At 46.2% G+C, this 18,971-nt stretch carries 17 protein-coding genes, 1 tRNA gene and 1 pseudogene; 4 read left to right on the top strand and 15 right to left on the bottom strand.

The window, feature by feature from the left end; genetic code table 11:
• Window positions 1-3 precede the first annotated feature (3 nt).
• The 5 genes from paaA to AC0TWI_RS06145 form a co-directional block, all read right to left on the bottom strand.
• Window positions 4-951, bottom strand: coding sequence for a 1,2-phenylacetyl-CoA epoxidase subunit PaaA (gene paaA / locus AC0TWI_RS06165; protein ID WP_488125463.1), 948 nt, complete (start codon window positions 949-951; stop codon window positions 4-6).
• Window positions 952-1,193: 242 nt separating this feature from the next.
• The gene (gene yhbH / locus AC0TWI_RS06160; protein WP_488125462.1) at window positions 1,194-2,360 is read right to left on the bottom strand and encodes a sporulation protein YhbH; all 1,167 of its coding nucleotides are present in this window, start codon (window positions 2,358-2,360) and stop codon (window positions 1,194-1,196) included.
• Between the two features lie 213 nt (window positions 2,361-2,573).
• Window positions 2,574-4,469 carry a PrkA family serine protein kinase gene (locus AC0TWI_RS06155; RefSeq protein WP_488125461.1) on the bottom strand — a complete coding sequence of 632 codons (1,896 nt, stop codon included), beginning with the start codon at window positions 4,467-4,469 and terminating at the stop codon, window positions 2,574-2,576.
• Window positions 4,470-4,889: 420 nt separating this feature from the next.
• Entirely contained in the window at window positions 4,890-5,363 is a 474-nt protein-coding gene (gene trmL / locus AC0TWI_RS06150; protein ID WP_488125460.1) for a tRNA (uridine(34)/cytosine(34)/5-carboxymethylaminomethyluridine(34)-2'-O)-methyltransferase TrmL, read from the bottom strand.
• Window positions 5,364-5,413: 50 nt separating this feature from the next.
• Window positions 5,414-6,280, bottom strand: coding sequence for an amidase domain-containing protein (locus AC0TWI_RS06145; RefSeq protein ID WP_488125459.1), 867 nt, complete (start codon window positions 6,278-6,280; stop codon window positions 5,414-5,416).
• A 144-nt stretch (window positions 6,281-6,424) separates the two neighbouring features.
• Here AC0TWI_RS06145 and AC0TWI_RS06140 point away from each other — a divergent pair.
• Window positions 6,425-6,634 (top strand): annotated as a pseudogene (locus AC0TWI_RS06140) (KGG domain-containing protein); the annotation flags it as partial.
• A 42-nt stretch (window positions 6,635-6,676) separates the two neighbouring features.
• On the opposite strand, the gene queG reads toward AC0TWI_RS06140, so the two are convergent.
• Complete coding sequence (queG, locus tag AC0TWI_RS06135) at window positions 6,677-7,816, bottom strand: tRNA epoxyqueuosine(34) reductase QueG (protein ID WP_488125458.1); 1,140 nt, start codon at window positions 7,814-7,816, stop codon at window positions 6,677-6,679.
• Window positions 7,817-7,901: 85 nt separating this feature from the next.
• Here queG and AC0TWI_RS06130 point away from each other — a divergent pair, with 85 nt between their 5' ends.
• A complete protein-coding gene (locus AC0TWI_RS06130) occupies window positions 7,902-8,591 on the top strand; it encodes a B3/B4 domain-containing protein (RefSeq protein ID WP_488125457.1) in 690 nt (229 codons plus the stop codon).
• A 63-nt stretch (window positions 8,592-8,654) separates the two neighbouring features.
• Here AC0TWI_RS06130 and AC0TWI_RS06125 read toward each other — a convergent pair.
• Window positions 8,655-8,728 (bottom strand) — tRNA-Gly (locus tag AC0TWI_RS06125).
• Between the two features lie 160 nt (window positions 8,729-8,888).
• Here AC0TWI_RS06125 and AC0TWI_RS06120 point away from each other — a divergent pair.
• Entirely contained in the window at window positions 8,889-9,404 is a 516-nt protein-coding gene (locus AC0TWI_RS06120) for a hypothetical protein (protein ID WP_488125456.1), read from the top strand.
• A 257-nt stretch (window positions 9,405-9,661) separates the two neighbouring features.
• A complete protein-coding gene (locus AC0TWI_RS06115) occupies window positions 9,662-11,032 on the top strand; it encodes an aldehyde dehydrogenase (RefSeq protein WP_488125455.1) in 1,371 nt (456 codons plus the stop codon).
• Between the two features lie 57 nt (window positions 11,033-11,089).
• On the opposite strand, the gene AC0TWI_RS06110 is transcribed toward AC0TWI_RS06115, so the two are convergent.
• The 8 genes from AC0TWI_RS06110 to AC0TWI_RS06075 form a co-directional block, all read right to left on the bottom strand.
• Window positions 11,090-11,329 (bottom strand): hypothetical protein, encoded by a 240-nt coding sequence (locus AC0TWI_RS06110; protein WP_488125454.1) that lies wholly within the window; start codon window positions 11,327-11,329, stop codon window positions 11,090-11,092.
• A gap of 19 nt (window positions 11,330-11,348) precedes the next feature.
• Window positions 11,349-12,506: a mannitol-1-phosphate 5-dehydrogenase gene (locus AC0TWI_RS06105; protein ID WP_488125453.1), complete on the bottom strand. Its 1,158-nt coding sequence runs from the start codon at window positions 12,504-12,506 to the stop codon at window positions 11,349-11,351.
• 1 nt (window position 12,507) lies between these two features.
• On the bottom strand, window positions 12,508-12,945 hold the full coding sequence (locus AC0TWI_RS06100) for a PTS mannitol transporter subunit IIA (RefSeq protein ID WP_488125452.1): 438 nt from the start codon (window positions 12,943-12,945) through the stop codon (window positions 12,508-12,510).
• Window positions 12,946-12,964: 19 nt separating this feature from the next.
• The gene (locus AC0TWI_RS06095) at window positions 12,965-15,058 is read right to left on the bottom strand and encodes a BglG family transcription antiterminator (RefSeq protein ID WP_488125451.1); all 2,094 of its coding nucleotides are present in this window, start codon (window positions 15,056-15,058) and stop codon (window positions 12,965-12,967) included.
• Between the two features lie 35 nt (window positions 15,059-15,093).
• Window positions 15,094-16,509 (bottom strand): PTS mannitol transporter subunit IIBC, encoded by a 1,416-nt coding sequence (locus AC0TWI_RS06090; protein WP_488125450.1) that lies wholly within the window; start codon window positions 16,507-16,509, stop codon window positions 15,094-15,096.
• Between the two features lie 255 nt (window positions 16,510-16,764).
• Complete coding sequence (locus AC0TWI_RS06085; RefSeq protein WP_488125449.1) at window positions 16,765-17,433, bottom strand: hypothetical protein; 669 nt, start codon at window positions 17,431-17,433, stop codon at window positions 16,765-16,767.
• A gap of 22 nt (window positions 17,434-17,455) precedes the next feature.
• Window positions 17,456-18,157, bottom strand: coding sequence for a class I SAM-dependent methyltransferase (locus AC0TWI_RS06080; RefSeq protein ID WP_488125448.1), 702 nt, complete (start codon window positions 18,155-18,157; stop codon window positions 17,456-17,458).
• 115 nt (window positions 18,158-18,272) lie between these two features.
• Complete coding sequence (locus AC0TWI_RS06075) at window positions 18,273-18,818, bottom strand: GNAT family N-acetyltransferase (protein WP_488125447.1); 546 nt, start codon at window positions 18,816-18,818, stop codon at window positions 18,273-18,275.
• Window positions 18,819-18,971 lie beyond the last annotated feature (153 nt).

The raw sequence follows: 18,971 nt of genomic DNA, 5'->3' as shown, positions 1-18,971 counted from the left end.
CCATCAAGTCCCGAGCGCCTCCCGCACCCAAGCGTTATGCTCAAACGCAATCCTCCTCAACGCCAGCCTGCTCTTGGATTTCGGGCCGTTGTTGGAAATGATCTGCTTGAATTCCGCCCAGTCCGGCTCCCGGTATTTCCATTTGCCTGATTCTTCGTCAAAACGGAGTGAATCATCCGGCACAGTCAGGCCAAGGGAAAAAACCCGCGGCAAATACTTTGAAAGAAAATCCTGCCTGAGCTCCTCATTCGTCTTTGTCCTGATTTTATATTTAATTGTGATATCCTGCTTGGAAGAACCAGTTGTCGCTGCCGAAGCCGGTCCAAAAAACATTAGCAGGGAAGGCCACCAGCGATTGATCGCATCCTGAATCATCGCCCGCTGTTCATCCGTTCCCTCGGCCAAGGCCATGATAATCGACTCACCGTGCTGGGCATGGAACACTTCCTCTGCACATATCCGCTGCAGTGCCCTAGCATATGGTCCATAAGACGCCCCAAGCATGTTTGTCTGCGTCATGATCGCTGCACCATCAACAAGCCATCCGATTAACCCGGCATCCGCCCATGTTTTTGCTTCCATATGGAATACATTATGAAACTTTAAATCTCCATTCAGCAGATCGCTAATCAGGCTCTCCCGGTCTTTCCCAAGCGGTGCCATCAAGTCTTCTGCGACCCGCAGAAGCAGCTGCCCATGCCCCATTTCATCCTGTACCTTAGCCATTATTCCAAGTTTCCGGCGGAGCGTCGGAGCTTTCGGCACCCACTCTTTTTCAGGGAGAGCCCCCATAATTTCACTGATTCCGTGCATGGAAATCAACTTGATCAGGGCCATACGGTATTCATCAGGCATCCAATCATCCGCTTCGATTTTTTCCCCGCGTTCGATTCTCTCCATGAATGACTGCAGTTTTTCTTCGGCAGAAAATTGTCCAACCGCATTCAGCATGCTATCACCTTCCTTAAATAATGAAAGCGCTTACGAATCAATTTAAAAAATTTTTACCCGGCTCCTTTCTCCTATTGTATGACGATAAATCGTTGATGATGTGGAAACCCGTCATATTAATTCAAACTTTACTGATTCTTTTTCCTATTGTCAAGTCCGAATTCCGAATATTTACGTAACATTTTTTCTTAATTAGTGCACAAAAAAAAGAGCCCGGCTTTGCAGCTCCGGCTCAATTCAAATTAAACGACACGGCGGTCTGTTTCTTTATGGAAGAAGCTTTTCATCGCATGAAAAACGTCTGCTTTTTGTTTAAGGATATAATAATAAAATTTCTCATCTTTAATATGTTTGTAGGCTGACATTAAAGTGGAATTTCGCTGGTATTGGTTCACTTCGCCATAACCGAACATGTTGGAAACATCCATTAGTTCTTTGACGAGTTTCACACATCTTGCATTGTCGGACGTCAGATTGTCTCCGTCGGAGAAGTGGAAAGGATAGATATTGTAGCGGGAAGGATCGTATTTTTCCTCAATCAACTGAAGGGCCTTTCTGTAGACAGAAGAACAGATCGTTCCTCCGCTTTCGCCTTTGGAGAAAAAGTCTTCCTCGGAAACAACTTTCGCCTCCGTATGGTGGGCGATGAACTCGATCGATACCCGCTCATATTTCGTCCGCAGGAACCGAGTCATCCAAAAGAAAAAGCTGCGGGCCATGTATTTTTCCCAAAGCCCCATCGATCCGCTCGTGTCCATCATTGCGAGGACGACAGCGTTTGATTCCGGTTTTTGGATTTCATTCCAGGTCCTGAATTTCAAGTCCTCCGGGTAAATCGGGTGGAATTTTGGTTCTCCCAAAATGGCATTACGTTTGAAAGCTGACATCATCGTCCGTTTTTTGTCGACATTGCCCATCAGCCCCGTTTTTCGGATATCATTGTATTCAATATGGTCGACCTGGTTTGCGTCCTGCTCTTTTCTTTTCAAATTGGGCAATGCCAATTCCTTGAACAGCGCTTCCTCGAGCTCCAGCAAGGAGACTTCCGCTTCATAATAATCCTCTCCTGCCTTGTCACCCGCACCTTGCCCTTTTCCAGGCCCTTTCTGCTCAGATCCGTCCCTTGCCACCACATCGCCGACCTGGCTGTCCCCTTCTCCCTGGCCGACATGCTTGTTTTTGTCATAGTTGTACCTAATTTTATATTCATCCAGTGATCGGATCGGAATTTTTACAACGTCCCGGCCGTCAGACATGATGATGCTTTCTTCTGTGATCAAGTCGGGCAGGTTATTGCGGATTGCCTCCTGAACCTTTTCCTGATGACGCTGCTGATCATCATGCCCTTTTCGATGGAGGGACCAATCATCCTGGGATATGACAAACTGGTGCTTTTTTGAATCCGACATCCTCACGCCCCCCTTAATAAAATTTGTCACCCATTCCTGTATTTCAGCATACGATGAGGCGACGGCTGTTTTCCTTTTGTACCAACCTTGCTTGCCTTACTTTATCCTATGCATGAGCGGTTGGAAATGTACAAATAATTTACATACCGGACAAGCTTCCGGGAAGAAAAACGAGCATGAAATCCAGCGGGATTCCATACTCGCTTTTTGATTTCAGCGATTGAGCAGGCTGCCGACATACCGCAGCAGATCGTTTGCCGAAGTTGAATTATAGCCATGTTCATCAATCAGGCGGGCAACCACTTCGTTGATCTTTTTCAGCTGCTGCTCATCCGGTGTTGTCGCGGATGTCGTGATTTTCACGACGTCTTTCAAGTCGGCGAATAATTTCTTCTGGATTGCTTCCCTCAGCCGATCGTGGGATCTGTAGTCAAAGCGTTTCCCTTTCCGCGCGAGTGCTGAAATTCTGATCAGTATCTCTTCGCGGAACGCCTTTTTGGCGTTTTCCGAAATGCCGATTTGCTCTTCGATGGAGCGCATCAGTTTTTCGTCCGGACTGATTTCTTCACCTGTAAGCGGATCATGAAGCTTTGACTTATTGCAGTAAGCCTCGACATTGTCCAAATAATTGTCCATCAGTGTCTTAGCGGATTCCTCATAGGAGTAGACGAACGCCTTCTGAACTTCTTTTTTCGCCATTTCATCATATTCCTTGCGGGCAAGTGAAATATAGTTTAAATATTTTTCACGCAGCTCTTGGGTGATGGACGGGTGCTGATCAAGACCTTCTTTCAGCGAGCGCAATACGTCCAGCGCGTTTATCGATGTAATTTCCTTGCGGATGATCGTTGAAGAGATTCGGTTGATCACATAGCGCGGGTCGATTCCGCTCATCCCTTCTTCCTGATATTCCTTCTTTAACTCCTCCACATCAGCCGAATTGAAGCCTTCGACATTTTCCCCGTCGTACAGGCGCATTTTCTTCAGCAGATCTATATCCCCGCGCTTTGGCTCTCTTAGCCTCGTCAAGATGGTGAACATCGCAGCGACCCGCAGTGTGTGAGGCGCGATATGCACATCTGCAACATCGCTCTCCTGGATCATTTTTTCATAAATCCGCTCTTCTTGGGAGACCTTTAAATTATAGGGAACGGGCATGACAATAATTCTCGAATGAAGCGCCTCGTTCTTTTTATTGGAGATGAAAGAGCGGTATTCCGTTTCGTTCGTATGGGCGACGATCAGCTCATCGGCTGAAATCAAGGCAAAGCGTCCGGCTTTGAAATTCCCTTCCTGTGTCAGTGACAGGAGATGCCAGAGGAATTTCTCGTCGCATTTCAGCATTTCTTGAAACTCCATCAGGCCGCGGTTCGCTTTATTCAATTCCCCGTCAAATCTGTATGCCCGAGGGTCCGATTCAGAGCCGTACTCGGCTATCGTCGAAAAGTCGATGCTTCCAGTTAAATCGGCTATATCCTGGGACTTCGGATCAGATGGGCTGAACGTGCCGATTCCGACCCGTTTGTCTTCGGAGAAAAAAATGCGCTCAACCAGAACATCTTCCGGTCTCCCGCCGTATTCCTGTTCAAGCCGCATCGTATTAAGCGGAGACAGGTTGCCCTCAATCCGGATACCGTATTGCCGGTGAAATTCATCACGTAGGTGAAGCGGAATCAGGTGAAGCGGGTCTTCATGCATCGGACAGCCTTTAATGGCGTATACGGCTCCCCGTTCAGTTCGGGCATATGCCTCAAGGCCTCGTTTCAGCATTGTGACAAGGGTCGACTTTCCCCCGCTGACCGGTCCCATCAAAAGCAGAATCCGTTTGCGGACGTCCAGTCTTTTGGCGGAAGGATGAAAGTATTCCTCGACCAGCTTTTCAAGTGCTTCTTCCAGGCCAAACAGTTCTTGGTTAAAAAAGCGGTATGTTTTTCTGCCATTCACCTCTTCCACACCTGCATCCTTGATCATCTGGTAAATCCGAGAGTGGGCAGATTGAGCGACCCATGGCTTTTCTTCCAGCATGTTTAAGTAATCAGCAAAAGTGCCTTCCCATTTCATCTGCTCTTCTTCTGTGCGATATTGTTCAATTCTTTTTAAGATATCCATAGGAACCTCCCTGATCTCTGGTTGGAGAGATGTTTAATTAACATTATGCAGGTGGACAACCAAACATGAATGATTCCGCGGATCCCTGTCCAGTAAAGAACGGCAACATACTTTCACGCTGCCGCCATATTTTTAGCGAATCTCGCGGCACTTCGTTCACATTTCTAAAAAAATGGGCTATAATGAAGAGCAGGACAACATCCGAACAAACTAAATCCGGACCACGCTTTGTGGCCGCGTTAGGTCCGATTGAACTAAAGGAGGCTTACATATACAAATGAGAACGATCCTTGTTATAGGTGTTTGCATCGCTTTTCTGTCAGCCATTTTCACTTCCGGCCGTGAAGATAAGCCTGGTGTCTACAAAAAATAATCAAAAAAATCCCCCGGCTTCGTTGCCGGGGGATTTTTTTACTTTGATTAATGAAGTCCGGAAAATCCTTGCTGCCGGAGCGCCTCATATAGAAGGATCGCGGCCGTATTGGACAGGTTCAATGAACGGATATGATCGTTCATCGGGATCCGGAGACAGCGATCCGCCTTTTCCTCAACCAGCTCATCCGGGAGGCCAGTTGTTTCTTTTCCGAAAATGAAATAGTGGTCCCGCCCAGAGTCGGCAAAATCAAACGAGTCATAGTACTTCTCCCCGAATTTGGTGATCAGGTAATACTCCCCGCCTTCCGTCTCCTTAAAGAAGTCCTCGAGTGAATCATGGTATTGTATATGGACATGCTCCCAATAATCGAGGCCAGCCCGCTTCAGCATCTTGTCATCCGTCGAAAAGCCGAGCGGACGGATTAAGTGCAGCGTCGTGCCCGTTCCTGCGCAAGTCCGTGAAATATTGCCCGTATTCGCCGGTATAAGCGGCTGATACAGGACGATGTGATTTGGCATGATGTTTGTTCACCTCTTTTTTCTCCACCGTGCCATTATACACCAAAAGTTCAGCTGTCATCTACGATGGAATAAAAGCGGTATTGGATATTAGGTGTATAAGCGGTTGAGTCCTCATAGGCCCAATATCGCATCCTGCTGTTTGTCGTGTGAGCGTTGACAAGCGGCATACTTTCCGCATCTTTTGCAGTTACGATCGTGTTATGGTCAAAGCGACCATCCCCTTGAAAATCATAGCAGATGACATCCCCGAGCTGCAGTTCTTGCGGATTGTCAACCTGCCTTGCCCGCAGGCCTGTACTCGCTTGCTGAAGATAGGTTTTCAGGGCGTTAGCAACCGACCAGCTGTAGCTCCAGTTTTTATTGCGGATCCACCAGCCCTTTCCCCTTGCTGGGTACCCTGTCATTGGGGCTCCTCCTGCATGAAGACATTGAGAAATATAATTGGTGCAGTCTACATCGAATTTTACGTATGCCGGGTTGTAATCATTCCACCATTTTTCAGCGTATTGGACAGCCCTCAGCCTATCATATACATACTGCACACGAGTGCTCTCTGATCTTTCAAAGTCATGCTCCAAGAGATTTACTTTTGCCGCAGCAACCGGCATGACCTCGAAGTCTTTAATAAGAAGCCCATTTTCATAAGATGCGAGGCGCTCTTCTATCTCTTCCTCTATATAGATCTGCTCCCCCTGCTTGATGATGTATTGATAATGTACATGGTAACGGAGATCCGTCGTGTTGCCGCTGCTCTTGCTTCCGCTTACCCTTCCGGCAGCAGCCGCCTTTACAATTTCCGCCTTCCGCTTTCCAAGCGAATCAAGCTTTCTGATTATCCTCTCTTCCTTTGCGCTCTTTTCACCGGTCAGCTGAGCGACCCTCTCTTCCGCCATCTCCAGCAACTGTTTTCTCAAAATCGCTCCCTCCTCCCTCTTATGCATATGCAGAAATCAGGCTGTATTCCATCCCGATCGAGCGCAGATGTTTTAAACTCTGCAGAGCGGGAACACATAACTATGCACGACATACAAAACAGATTTCACAAGGAGGAATTCGAAATGGCTGACAAAAACAATAACGGTAAAATGACGGTAGAAGAAGCAGGACGCAAGGGCGGAGAAGCAACTGCAAGAAACCATGACAAAGAATTTTACGAAGAAATCGGCCGCAAAGGCGGAGAAGCTACCGCTGAAAATCATGACAAAGAATTTTACCAAGAAATTGGTGAAAAAGGCGGAGAAGCTAGAGCGAAACAACGCGAAAACGACTAATATAAACGGACAAGCCTCCTGATTCCAGGAGGCTTGTTTTTATGCGTTCACTTTGAAGAATGCCAGTCCTTTGTCGATTTCTTCAAGGACCTCTTCCTCTTTCTCCACCTTTTTGGCGGCCAATAAAGCTTTTTCAGCTTCCTGGCCCCCGATTTTACCGAGCGCCCAAGCTGCCGTCCCTCTGATTACAGGGCGGACGTCTTCCCGGAGCACGCCAATCAGATCAGGGACCGCCTCCTTTTCCTTAAAGTGGGCAAGGGCGAGGATGGCATTCCGCTGGATCGGTTTTTTCCCTCTCCAGGAGCCTGAAAGCTTCCCATACTTTTCTTTGAACTCGCGGTTCGTAATCGTAAGCAATGGCTGCAAGAGAGGCTTAACCACTTCAGGATCCGGCTCCATCTGCGGATGATTGTGAAAATCAATCCCCTTATTTTTTGGACAGATCGTCTGGCATGTATCACAGCCGTATACGCGGTTGCCGATTTTTGTCCGAAATTCATCCGGCAGAAAACCCTTCGTCTGCGTTAAAAAGGCAATACAGCGCTGGGCATTCAGCTGGCCTCCCTGTACAAGTGCGCCTGTCGGGCAGACATCCAGGCATTTTGTACATTCACCGCACTGGTCCTCAATTGGTTCATCAGCGGCAAACGGAAGGTTCGTAATCATTTCCCCCAAATACATATAAGAACCGAGCTCCGGAGAAATGATCGCGCAGTTTTTCCCGCTCCAGCCGATCCCCGCACGTTCAGCAACGGCACGGTCCACCAGTTCTCCCGTATCGACCATGATTTTGAAACGTGCACCTTCGACTTTGCTGTCAATGAACGCAGCAAGCAGCTCGAGTTTTTCCTTTACAAGCACATGGTAATCGACGCCCCAGGATGCCCGGCAGAAAATGCCGCGGCGCTCTCCCCTTTTTCCTTGTGGTGCGTTTTTCATTTTCGATGGGTAGGCGAGAGCAATCGCGATGATCGAGCGCGGACCATCGAAAATGAGAGCGGGATCTGTCCGCTTATCAATGTCCTTTTCCTCAAAGCCTGACGCATATCCTAATGCTTGCTGCCGGAGCAATAAATTCTTCATTTCACTGAAAGGATGGGCCCCGGCAAAGCCGATTTGATCAATGCCGATTTCTTTGGCGTATGAAAGTATCTCTTGTTTCAATCTGTCATAATTCATTGCTGATCCTCCTTCAGTGTCCAAACTGCCGGTTGTCCTCCCCTTATGTTAAACTATTTTAAGTTACTACGGAGGTGATGTGTCAATGGAAATTTTATTTGATCCGCAGCTCGAAGCTGAATTCCCCCAGCTAACACTCGGCCTCCTTATTTATGAAGGAATTACGGTCGAGGAATCCCCGCAAATGCTGAAAGGAAGACTGCAGTTTTTCCAGGAGCTGCTTTATTTTGATCTTGAAGAAAAAGGAGCAGAGCAGTTTCCTGAAATCATCGAGTGGCGAGAAATTTATAAAGAGCTTGGCGCAGATCCTGCCTCTTCTACGCCGATGGCTGAATCATTATTAAAAAGGATTGAACAGCAGACCTATTTAACGCCGCTCCATTCCGCAGCAGATGTTACTCGTTTCTTCTCCCTGACCTACAGGCTGCCAATCGGCCTCTATGATAGGGCAAAAGTTGCAGGAAATCAACTCCTCGTACGAAAAGGCAAACCGGGCGAAGTCTATCTATCCTCTGAAGAAACAGAAATAGATGCGGAAAACCTGATCGTCCTGACGGATCATCAAGGTGTAGTCGGCTCTCCTAGTGCGGACTCATCTCAAACGCTCGTTGACACCGAAGCAAAAGATGTAATCCAGGTTGTTTTCCTTCCACCCGGCTTCCCTGCCGACAAAGGAGAGAAACTTCTTAGTTCACTGGCCGAGATGTTCATACAAATCAACGGCGGATATAGCGAGCAGGCCATCATCCGTGCCTCCGGCGGGATGAATCCATAATAAAACGCAGCACTGCGGAAACGGACGTCCGAAGTACTGCGTTGGGATCATAAAGGTATGTAATGGAGCGGGTGATGAGAATCGAACTCACATCATCAGCTTGGAAGGCTGAGGTTTTACCACTAAACTACACCCGCTTAAAAAATTCGACTTGATAAGTATATAAAAAAGCATGTACTTCGTCAATATATGTCACAAAATGTTCATAAGAGAGAAAGCCAAGCCTGTTCCCTTCCACCCGCCAAAATCATGGTATACTTATTTTACTAGATTGCAGCCCAAGGGAGGAAGGTTAGAATGGCGAAAATCACCTTGGCGGAAGCCGTTAAGCTCAAAAGCATTCTCACAAAAAGAATCCGCGAGCTGGAAGAAGAGATCCATCGAGTCGCATTTGTCATTATCGAGAAGGGGGAGGAACCGAAAACAGGCGCAAGAACACTTCCCCAAGTGGAAAGCGAGCTGGAGGAAGTGAGATTGGACTCCCGGACACTCGATAAATTGATGTATCGTGCCAACATCGACCATACGATCATTTTCAAACAGGAAGAGCTGCCCATTGTTGAGGCCATTGAACTCGCTTCACAGCTGCGGGCAAAAGCCCGGCTGTATAAGGAGCTGGGAGCTGCGAAGAAAGAAGAGATCCAGTATGGATACAGCGATAAATCGACCTTCTATCAAGTGGCGATGTTTGAACCGGAGGAATACCGTCAGGCCTCTCTTCAGCTGGAAAAAGAGGCGAATAAGCTTTCCAACCTGATCAACGCCCGCAATTACTCGATCACATTGGACTTTGATGATGAAAAATATTTTTAACCTTGGAAAGGTGAGACTCCTTTCCAAGGCATAGCATGGAGCGGAAACAAAATTACAATGAGAAGCCAAACCGATCACCGCTTCCCGTTCACCTTGTTATCCATGACCGATGACCAACCATAGCCAAGGCAAAAAAGACACTTTTAGCGTGCGAGTCCGTCACTGCTCCATCTATGGAAAAGGCAGCTCTTTCTTTTGGAAAGGCTGCCTTTTCAAAAGAATTTTAGTGAACTACAAGCTGTAGAGAGGTGAACCAGATGCATAAATGCTCCGAAATCGTCTCTGCCCAAAAGAAATTTTTCCTGACAAACCGAACAAAAAATATCGACTTCCGTTTAAAGTCACTCTCAGATTTGCGCATGGTGATCGAGAAGCATGAACAGGGATTGATCAAAGCGCTCTATAGCGATCTGCATAAAGGCGAATTCGAAGCGTATACAACAGAAATCGGAATCATGCTTGCTGAAATCCGCTATGTCATGAAATATTTGCGAAAATGGGCCAAGACGAAAAGAGTACGGACCCCGCTTACCCACCTCGGTTCCAAAAGCCTATTGTATAAAGAGCCATATGGGGTTTCACTGATCATATCACCCTGGAATTATCCATTCCAGCTGGCGGTAGCGCCGTTGATCGGTGCCATCGCTGCCGGCAACTGCGCTGTCATCAAGCCATCGGAGCTGACACCTGCTACGTCTGCCCTTCTTTCCCGCATGCTGAAGGAGACCTTTCCGGAGGAGTACATTGCTGTCGTTGAAGGAGATGCGAAGACGAGTCAGGCACTTTTACAGCAGCCGTTTGATTATATTTTCTTCACCGGCAGTGTCAACGTCGGGAAGATCGTAATGGAAGCTGCCAGCAAGCACCTGACTCCTGTCACGCTCGAACTGGGCGGAAAGAGTCCATGCATCGTTCATGAGGATGCCAATATGGGGCTGGCTGCAAAACGAATCGCCTGGGGAAAATTCACCAACGCTGGCCAGACATGCATTGCACCGGATTATGTCTATGTCCACAAAAACTGCAAAGAACAGTTCTTGCAAGAACTGAACAAAGCGATCATGGAACTGTATGGACCGAGCCCGCTTGTCAATCCGGATTATACCCATCTTATCTCCAAGCCGCATTTTGAGCGCCTCATCTCTTTCCTTCCGGATGGAAATATTTCGACAGGCGGACAGCATGACACAAGCAGCTTATCCATTTCACCAACTGTACTGACCGGCATCACCTGGGACGCGCCGATCATGCAGGAAGAGATCTTCGGGCCTATCCTCCCAGTGCTTGAGTACAAGGAAAGCCGAGAAGTGATCGATAAGGTGAGAAGCCAGCAAAAGCCCCTCTCCCTCTATCTGTTTACGAGCAACAAAAAGTTAGAAGAAGAAATTCTCCAAACTGTTTCCTTCGGCGGCGGCTGCATTAACGATACGATCTACCACTTCACCTCGCCCCATCTGCCGTTCGGCGGCGTCGGCCATAGCGGGATGGGATCCTATCATGGGAAAAGCAGCTTTGATACTTTTTCCCATCAAAAAAGCGTCCTCAAGCAAACAACCAAATTTGATATCCCGTTTCGCTATCCGAATACGAAGGGTGCACTGAAAAAGATTAAGATGTTTTTAAAATGAACAAAGCAAAAGTCACCCTGGTCTCCAAGGTGACTTTTTGTTAGCTCATGTACGAACTTATGATTGTGAGAAATCTCCGGAAAACTTCTTCGACACCGCTATTACCTCTTCTATCTTATCCTCTTTCAAAATGCCCATCATTTTGGGCACAAACTGCTCGATGTCTTCTTTTGTAAACCGGCCTTCATCTTGCTTCCTGAAGTTTTCTGCCAGTATTTCTTTTGCTTCGTTTTCTTTGCCTTCCTGTACCCTGTTTAGAATAAATTCGGCAAACTTTTCCTGGCCCTCTTTGTTCACTCTTTCCAACTCCTTCTGATCACTTAAGTTCGTTGAGTTTTGCTGTTTCTTCCTGAACGATAGTTATCAAAGGACTGTTAGCGTCCAATTCGGCAACCGTCTGCAATGCAGCGGAAGCCCCTTTTTCCTTAATCATTGTTTGCAATCTGACTGCTTCCTCATCTTCTGGGTTCTGATACTCCAGAACAGCGGCAATCGTTTTTGCCAAATAATGCGGAAGTTTTCCTGTCGCCTCATTATACATAGTGGCCGGACGAATCAAGCGGTCATTTTTTCCGAGTTTTCGGATTGGCCCTCTTCCTACCCTTGTCACTTCGTCGGAGATGTATGGGTTTTTAAAACGCCCGATAATTTTGCTGATATAGTTCTGGTGCTGTTCCCGGTCAAAGTGATACGTCTCGATCAGTGCATCTCCGGATTCTTGGAGTGCCCCTTGAATGATCCGCTCCACCCGCTCGTCCTTCATCGCCTCATCAATCGTGCTGAAGCCTAGGTACCGGCCGATATAGGCGGCTGCCGCATGGCCAGTATTGACAGTGAACAGTTTCCGTTCAATATACGGTTTCAAATCGTCTACATATGTGATGCCGTCGATTTCAGGAATGTTTCCTTTCATTGCGGTTTTTTCAACGACCCATTCGTAATACGGCTCGACGGAAACCTGCAGAATGTCTTCATTCGTCTGATTCGGTACTATCCTGTCCACCGCTGCATCCGGAAAACCGAAACGCTCGTCAAAGAGCTGCTTTTCGTCTTCGGAAAGATGCTCGTACACCTTCTCTTTTAGCAGGGAACTGCCGCCCACCATATTTTCACAAGCAATGATGTTTAATTTGGAATCATTTGCGGACAGTCGTGCACGTAGCCCTTTCGCCAGCAATCCAGAAATAACCGGCAGGATATTGGGACCAATCGCTGTCGTGACGATGTCCGCCTCCTTAATTGCTTCTACCACTTTGTCTGGATCGTTCATGCTGTTAATGCCGGACACATTCTTCACGGTGATCGTTTCACTGTTTTCCGCAGCAAGGACCACATTATATTGCCGGCGTTCATTCAATGCTTCGATCACTTTTTCATTCACATCAATGAACGTCGTATGGTAGCCGGACTCATAAAGCAAATTGCCGATAAAGCCGCGCCCAATATTGCCAGCGCCGAAATGGACTGCCAACATCTCAGTTCACCTCTTCAAAAATGCTGAGGATTTCTTCCTTGGACGTGCTGCTGACAATCTTCTCGATGTTCTCCTCCTCTGACAGGACGATAGCGATCTTCGAGAGGATCTCCAAATGATCATCGCCTTTTCCGGCAATCCCGATCAATACCTTTACAATATTTCCGTTCCCGAAATCGACTCCATCCGGAACCGTAACAACGGAAAGGCCTGTCTCGATTACCTCTTGCTTGGAATCTTCTGTACCATGCGGGATGGCCACATGATTCCCCATATAAGTAGATGTGATGGTTTCCCGTTCAAGCATTTTTTCAATGTAGCTTTCCTTCACATAACCGTTTCGGACAAGAATATCACCCGTGAACCGGATTGCCTCTTCTTTTCCTTTTACCGCTGCATGTAATACTACATTGTCTTTGCTAAGTATTTCTTTTGCCATCACTAGATGCACTCCTTTATTACGCATTTTGATTCATTTGCTTATAAAACTGTTCAGAGAGATATTGTTTAATCGCTTTTTCATCGGCCTCTTCAAATAGCTTGATGCTTTTTTCATCTTGTACGATCATGCTGCTAAGAAAACTCAGCACGCCGATCGTTGCCTCGTCCGCGTCAGCAGGGGCGAGCATCAATAGCACAGTATCAGCATCCATCGTCTGCCCATCCATGCCCAGTACAGACAAACTGTGTTCCAACGAATAAATGGAGAAAAACGGCAGCCGCACATCCTCCGATCGTGCATGCTGAAACACAATAGAGGAATCGGGAATGCCAAGTCCACTTATCTCTTCCCTTTTTGCCAAACTTTTATATACATTTTCAGCATCGAAGACGACGTTCGTTGATTTTAGTTCCATGCAGGCATCCATTAGTATCCTTTTCATCGGCTTGCGCCCTATGACTTTCGTGACACGAAAAGAGGCAAGCACATTCAAAAAGATTCTGAGCTGCTCATGCATCGATCTCAATGTCACAACAAAATCCTGGCTTTCCGCGATATGATCGTCAGGCAAATTCGCATTCCAATTTTGCAGCTGGCGGGTCAACCGAAGATGACGCAATGCATTTTTCACCTGCTCTTCCTCCGAATCCGTCAGCATCGGAGAAACACGGACATATCTGCCGGGATAGCGGGGCAATGGGATGGTCGAAATGACCAGATCGTATTGATCCTGTACCTTTTCCAGCTCAAATAAAGAGTGATTCTCGATTTGGTTGATCTCAGGAAATTTCTGTTTTAAGCGTGATGCCAAAATTTTGGCTGTTCCAATCCCGCTGGAACAAATCACCAGAACCCTGGCATTCATATTCGACTGATCATTCAAAAGAGCTGAGGCAAAATGGAGGACAAGATAGCCAATCTCGTCCTCCGGAAAAGATAAATCCGGAAATGCCTCTTTCACCCCGGCTTTGAGAATTTCAAACAGGTCGTTATAATCCCGCTTAATATCTTCTAAAAGGGGATTCCGGATTACCATCCCCTGGCGGAGCCGATAGATTGCAGGTTTCAAATGTGCTACCAGATCGTTCAGCAGCGCCGCATTTCCACTTAGATCAACATGCAGCTGCCGCTCCACATAATAGATCAATTCCTTTGCCTGAAGAGCCGTATCCACACTCGATTCTTCAATCACATAGTTTTCATTCACCTGAAGCTTAGATCCGATAAGATGCATGGTGATATAGCCGACTTCATCATCAGGGATATCAATCGCAAATGCCTTTTCCAGCTCTTTTATTAGCCGGCTTGCTGCGGCATATTCCTTCGTGAGAATAAGCTGTTCGAGATATTCTTCATCGAACTTGATCCTGTCGCCATTTTGTATCCGTTCGATCGCAAGTGCCAAATGGACAATCAGCCCGATATACGCGTTGTCAGCCAAATCATGCGGCAGTTCATCACGGACGAGCTTTACTTTGCTCTCGATGATCGAGAGCTTGTCAGGATCAACAAGGCTCAATAATCGCTCGGAAACGATATTCATCGGCTGCTGCTCATTCCCCGATTGATCTTTAACGAGTGAAACATATTCATAAGGATCGACATGATTCGTTATGAGCTGGCTGATGGCACGCCGTTTGTTCGCCTCTGTGCCCACCAGTGCAATTCCCGAACCTCTTTTCCGGCTTAGATGAAGATGATAAGCGGCAATGACGCTTTCCAAATGGTCGAGGTCATTGCTGATGGTTGCGGCAGTTACCTTTAATTCACTTGCCAAGGTGAACAGTTTGATTGGATCCGCCGCTTCGTAAAGCGATAATAAAATGACCGCCTGCCGCTCTTCATGTGTGTAATCCGTCGGGACAACCGAAGACATGCACTCTTTCAAGTTTCTTCGGTTGTCATGGCTGCCTGTTATCCTGATGCCGACCCCCGGTTTCCGTTCCAAACTCAGATGGAACGGCTCCAGCGTTTTTTCGAGGCCATTTATATCGCGATGTGCCGTCCGCTCACTGACTTTAAGGAGTTCGGCTATTTCCTTGATTGTCGACTCGGCATATTCGGGAAGAAGCAGCTCCAGAATCTTTCGTTGACGGGCAGATAAGTACAAACTGTTCACCTCTTTACCAAAAGGCCGTTAGCCGTTTACTTTTTTAGCCGCTCCACCAATTCGTCGTACTTAGGGCTGTTTAAGAAATTCTCAACAGAAATATGTTCGGCTGTTGGCAGTTTTGCCTTCGCACGATCTGTTAAGTCTTTATGGGTGATAACGATATCGGCATCGTCCGGGATGTCGTTGATCGCTTTATTTGTAACAAATATATCAATATCAGCCTTCTTGAATTTATTCTTCAGCAATGAAGCGCCCATCGCACTTGATCCCATACCAGCGTCACAGGCGAAAATAACTTTTTGTATTTCATCATTGCTTTTTACTGGTACTGATTGAGACGGAGTTGCAGTGAGTGTCTCCGCAACCGAGCTTTTCTTACCCTTCATTTCTTCCATTTTCCCAGCTGCTGCAGTCAAGTCCTCTTCTGTCTCTTTGCTGGATTTAAGAATAATCGCCGCGATGACGAATGAAACGATCGTCGCAACCAAAATTCCAGCAATGACGCCGACATAGCTTCCTTTTTCAGTCATTGCCAGAACGGCAAGGATACTTCCAGGCGAAGCAGGAGCAACCAAACCGGCATGGAAAAGGTTGAGTGTGAACACTCCGCTGATACCGCCGCCGATCGCTGCAAGAATCAGTGCCGGTTTCATCAGCACATACGGGAAGTAAATTTCATGGATACCCCCGAGAAAATGAATGACAGCAGCACCGGATGCTGAACTTTTGGACATGCCTTTTCCGAAAATCGCAAAGGCGAGCAAGATGCCCAAACCTGGCCCAGGATTTGCTTCCAAAAGGAATAGAATTGATTTCCCTGTCTGAGATGCTTGTTCAATGCCAATCGGGCTCAAGATACCATGATTGATCGCATTGTTCAAGAATAAGATTTTAGCGGGCTCGATGATGATATTGGCAAGCGGAAGCATATGTGCATCAATGATTGCCTGTACACCCGCTGCAAGCGCCTGGTTTAGCGCTTCCACGACCGGACCGATTCCGAGCGCAGCAATGATGGCAAGGATGGCCGCCAAAATTCCAGCCGAGAAGTTATTGTAGAGCATTTCAAAGCCGGAACGGATTTTATCCAAAAACAATCTGTCAATTTGCTTAATCAAATAACCGGCAAGCGGTCCCATTACCATAGCGCCTAAAAACATCGGAATATCAGCACCGACGATTACCCCCATCGTTGCCGTTGCACCGATTACGCCACCTCTAATGTCATACACCATACGGCCGCCCGTAAAACCAATCAATAGCGGTAGCAGGTATTTGATCATCGGATCGACAAGCGACGCTAGATGCTCATTCGGTAAATACCCATCAGGGATAAATAAAGCTGTGATGATACCCCAAGCGATGAACGCACCGATATTCGGCATGATCATACCGCTCAAATAGCTGCCAAACTTTTGAACCTTGGCACGAAAACCTTTTTCTGCCATAGAACTCTTCCCCTCTCAAATAATCTATGATAAATGTCCTATGGCTTTATTCTATTCTTTCGCCCCGCTAAAGACTATGTAAAGAAAACACCTTTTTGGCAGAAGCATTGCTGACAGAATTTAATTATCCCTCCCCCATTAAAATTTCTTGTTTCGATAAATCTATACTTTATCTCTTCTCGAGGGGAAAAAGGCCAATGCCTTGATTGCTCAAAGCACTGACCTTTTGAAGCTAGAGAGGATCCCGCTAGCATACTAAAGCCTATCTAGATCTAATTCATTCACGATGGAAGCCACTAATGGGTCTAGCGGGTTTAAAATGGGAGTAGATATATTCTCCGCAACTTGGCGTGAAGCCTGCACCATGGACAACTGGGCAACAGAAACGATCCTTTTTTCATTTTTCATGAGGCGGTGAAGATACATGTATAGTTCTTCGTTATATTCTTGCTGCTGTCCTTGCATGATCAATTCAAACGTATTCTCGATCACAACCGTCTCTATTTCCGGTGACTTTTCGCGTGCTTGCGCATAGTTCCGCAGCCGTTCCATCGTTCCTTTGACAGTTGCCGGATTCGTAAAGAGAAGTTTTTGCGGTTTTTCGATGCTGCTTATTGCCTCAAAGTAAGGTTCATCGATTTTAAATATCGGGACTGATCCAGGGAGCTGCCCTTTCTGTAGAAGCGCAATATAGTTTGTGCATGTTATGAGAATCGCATCAACATTAGATTGGGCGATCCATTCGATTTGCTCTTTAACTTTAGTTTGAGCATCCTGCTCATGAAAGGTTTCGTCAGCCAATACCCGAGCCATTAACGCAGGATCGACAAAGTGAATCAGTTCAATGTCATAGGAGGAAAATGCAGCTTCTATGTGTTCGATATTCGTATAATGTGCGTGCAAGCACCCGAGTTTTTTTCTCATAACAGCGCCCTCCCTTATTCTATTATTTCACCCCACCAAAAACGGCAAGTTCCATCCACTTAAAATAACAATCCGAATGCTTAAAACCGATTTCCCTCAGCCAATTGACCTGTATATCAACCCTCTCTAGCAAATTATCCTTTTTATCTGACCGATTATCATACTCCAAAGCTACTTCTTGCCTGTCCTTTTTGTTATGCATGGAAAGATGGTCTATAAAAAGTTCATCATACAATCTTTCCAATTCCGGTGAGGCTGAGGCCGTATGTTCAATATTTATGAAAATGCCGCCTGGAGCTAAGATTTCGTATATTTCTTGATACAATTTCTTTTTCTTCGGATTCGAAAGATGGTGAATAGCAAATCCAGAAACAACGCAGTCCACTGTCCCAGGTTCAACATACTTCCCAATGCCTTGACTAAAATCATCAAGATTAATTTCACAACGATCTATATAATCTTTCATATGGACACGTGCATGTTGAATCATTGGTTCCGAATGATCCAGTAGTACAGCGGAAGCTTCTGGATAGGATGTAAGCAAAATCTCCGCTAAAAAACCGTTTCCACATCCCAGATCCATAATTTTTTTTGGTTCTCGGATAAAATGGTTAATCACTTGCAGCATGATTTTTGCTTGCTCAGCCCCAAATGGGATTCCACCCCGAACCTGTTCCAGGTAATGCTGTGTTACATCTTGTCGTTGCCAATTTGTTGTTTCCATCCCTTCTCCCCCTTATGCTTTTATTCTCCTAGTAGGCGATAGGAGATCTACATCAAGTCTCTCGCGGTGCGGTCACTCTTTTTTTATTCAAATACTCCTCAAGAGATGAGCTTTATTATTTATTATTCCACTCCTTTCTTAATAAGCTATACGTAACCAAGTCTTCGTAATGGTCATATAGCCATTGACCATCCCTTTTGATTCCTTCTTTCACAAAACCTAATCTTTCTGGAATCGCTATACTCCTTTGATTATTTATTGCGCATTGAATTTCGACTCTATTGATGTCCAACGCTCCAAATAGATAATCCAGCAATGCCGAGATTGACCTCGTCATGATGCCTTGGCCTTGAGCTTCTTCAGAAAGAAAATAACCAATGCTTGTTGAACTATTTTTCCAATCAATATAATGAAGTCCTACCATTCCAACCAGTTTTCCGTTGTATCTAATGCCGGCATCAAAACCGTTGTTGTCTGCGTAGTTTTGTATCCAGATAGGAATGATCGATTCGAAATCTTCCGCTGATGTTCTTTTATCAACCCACAATAACCATTTTCTCAGATGTTCACGATTTGCATCAATCAGTTCAAATAACTCTTCCTTATTGTGCTGCTGTAATAGATCAATGGATATTTCTTTATCTATGATGAACGAAAACACGTTGACTCCCCCTTTGTGACTGCTAAACTAAAGTTAACAGTTCTTGCTAAACAGGAATAAACACTCTTCTATCAAATATCACTCCTGTTAAGTTATGCTTGTGCTTCAAGATAACTTAGCTGGGGGCTTGGAGAGATGGAGAAGATATTATTG

The organism is Lederbergia sp. B243.17, assembly GCF_057657925.1.
Note: the sequence above shows the minus strand (reverse complement) of the source record. Positions and strands in the feature narration are given on the sequence as shown.